Origin of the sequence: Alteromonas sp. AMM-1, from assembly GCF_047290655.1 — a bacterium.
Lineage (GTDB): Bacteria > Pseudomonadota > Gammaproteobacteria > Enterobacterales > Alteromonadaceae > Alteromonas > Alteromonas mangrovi.
Window position 1 is genome coordinate 1 of record NZ_JBLBUE010000272.1, and the last position, 2217, is coordinate 2217.

At 47.5% G+C, this 2217-nt stretch carries 4 protein-coding genes and 1 pseudogene; 2 read left to right on the forward strand and 3 right to left on the reverse strand.

Annotated features, from left to right (window positions below):
• Nucleotides 1-193, forward strand: a pseudogene (locus tag ACLR2L_RS19975) (MarR family transcriptional regulator); the annotation flags it as partial.
• Here the strand turns inward: ACLR2L_RS19975 and ACLR2L_RS19980 are convergent.
• Together ACLR2L_RS19980 and ACLR2L_RS19985 are read right to left on the reverse strand one after the other, a co-directional pair.
• Complete coding sequence (locus ACLR2L_RS19980) at nt 190-540, reverse strand: RnfH family protein (protein ID WP_140956797.1); 351 nt, start codon at nt 538-540, stop codon at nt 190-192. The pseudogene ACLR2L_RS19975 and the gene ACLR2L_RS19980 sit on opposite strands and share 4 nt — an antisense overlap.
• Nucleotides 540-971, reverse strand: coding sequence for a type II toxin-antitoxin system RatA family toxin (locus ACLR2L_RS19985; RefSeq protein ID WP_140956796.1), 432 nt, complete (start codon nt 969-971; stop codon nt 540-542). The genes ACLR2L_RS19980 and ACLR2L_RS19985 overlap by 1 nt, the downstream gene beginning before the upstream one ends.
• A 175-nt stretch (nt 972-1146) precedes the next feature.
• On the opposite strand from ACLR2L_RS19985, the gene smpB reads away from it, so the two are divergent.
• A complete protein-coding gene (smpB, locus tag ACLR2L_RS19990; protein ID WP_140956795.1) occupies nt 1147-1623 on the forward strand; it encodes an SsrA-binding protein SmpB in 477 nt (158 codons plus the stop codon).
• Between the two features lie 69 nt (nt 1624-1692).
• On the opposite strand, the gene ACLR2L_RS19995 is transcribed toward smpB, so the two are convergent.
• The coding region (locus ACLR2L_RS19995; protein WP_413370756.1) for an alpha/beta hydrolase family protein at nt 1693-2217 on the reverse strand (525 nt) is incomplete at its 5' end.

Below are 2217 nucleotides of genomic sequence, written 5' to 3' on the forward strand. Positions count from 1 at the left end.
AGGCCAGCAGGCGGTGGAAAGCGCACCTCGTCCCCTTCAGGATCATTTTGTAGAACGTTTTAGTCAGTTGGCTGAATGGGAACGAAGTCAGATGATTGCCACCATGCAACGCATAGCGGCCATGATGGACGCCGAACAAATCGACGCCTCCCCGGTTTTAGCGGTAGGTACACTTACCGATCGTCACGACTAATCTTTCGCGTTGGCTTTAAGTGGATTTGGGCGGCCACCGGTTACCTTATCGGCCCGTCCTTCCTGAATGGCCTTTTCAGCCCGACGTTTACGCACTTCTTTGGGGTCGGCAATCAGCGGGCGGTACACTTCCACCCTGTCACCGTTTTTCACTTCTACCGATGGTTTTACTACCCGATTCCACACACCCACACTGGCGGTAGCCAATTCGATCTCCGGGTGAATATCCAGTACACCCGAAGCCCGAATCACCTGTTCAACCGTTGAACCTGCGGGTACGGTTAATTCAATCAGTGATTGTTTTGCTGGCGTAGCATAGGCTACTTCAACGTTAATCAGATCATCCATTATGCGTAAACTACCTTTGCCCGTTGGGTGAACGCTTTAACCATGCTTTCTGCCAGACTGTTGAAAATCTTACCAAATGCCAGTTCAACCATCCGGTTTTTAAACTCAAACTGCAGATTAAGCTCTATTTTACATGCAGAGTCTGACAATTCAGAAAACGTCCAGCCACCTTGCAGCTTTTTAAAGGGTCCGTCTACCAGCGTCATTTGTATACTCTTAGCGGGATCCAGATGATTTTCTGTTGTAAACCACTGTTTAATACCGGCTTTGGCGATTAATAAGGAGGCTTGCATGGCATTGCCCTGCTGACTGATTATTTTACTGTCTGAACAACCCGGTAAAAACTGCGAATAAGCATTCACATCATTAACCAGATCAAACATGGCCTGCGCGCTGTAAGCTACCAATGCGCTTCGCTGAATTGTTGGCATAGCTCTTTTATTTAGGTAACACGGTTGGCGGAGTCTACCACAAAAAATCACCGTTGCGCACATTCCATAAGTGAGGGGAAATGCGGCAGAAAAGGAAGGGTTATCTCATACAAATATTTATTTACGCACTCACGAAAAACGAGACAAGCGCAACACAATCAGTATAATAGCGCGCATGAAAAAGAATGCATCCAAACAATCCACAGGTACTATCGCCCTTAATAAAAAGGCGCGTCACGACTATTTCCTCGAAGACAAATTTGAAGCTGGCATTTCGCTACAGGGATGGGAGCTCAAGAGTATTCGCGATGGCAGAGTCAACATCAAAGACACCTATGTGATTATCCAAAACGGTGAAGCCTATTTAGTAGGAAGCCGGATCACGCCTTTGAACCAAGCCTCCACCCACGTTATTTGTGAACCGGAACGCGCTCGCAAACTCTTGCTAAATAAGCGCGAACTCGACAGGTTAATGGGAGCGCGCGACCGTCAGGGCTACTCGATTGTGGCTACGGCAATGTATTGGAAGAAATGTTGGGTTAAGCTAGAGATTTACTTAGCCAAAGGTAAGCAAACTCACGATAAGCGCGACACCATTAAAGACCGCGACTGGGATCGCCAGAAAGAACGGGTAATGAAGCACAAAGCCTAGCTCCTGCCCTTGCCTGCTTGCGTTTCATCAATATCTACTGCAATTCAAGTATTCGTGTTCAGAGGCGTTTTACAACGCCTCTTCAAACCATTCCGTAGTAATGTCTAACAATTGCTCATCCTGATTGGCATTATTATCCAACACATTAAATATGTGATCTGCGCCTTTAATAATAACGGCTCTGGCAACTTCACTCCCCGCTGCATTGATAAGTCTTGACGCTGCCACCGGCGGAACGACGGTGTCGTTAGTACCGGCAATCGCCAGCAACGACCCTCTATAACGTTGCATGTCGGTAAGTGAAGTATTCACTTTAACCTGCTCAAACCAATCCAGACTGATCAATAGCGGTGAACGCCAACCATAGTGCTGTAATACGTTGCCCTGCTTTTTTGCCGTCATGTACAGTGTTTCAAACATCTCAGCAAACGGCCCAATGCCGTCGGAGGCTACGGACGACCATGCCACAAAACTTTTAATATCGGGCTGTTGTGCAAGCAGCAGTTGTGCAATTAAGCCGCCCTGACTAAACCCGACTACGCCAATTCGCTTTGCATCCACCCCGTTTTGCAGTTTCAGATACGCAAGTGCAAC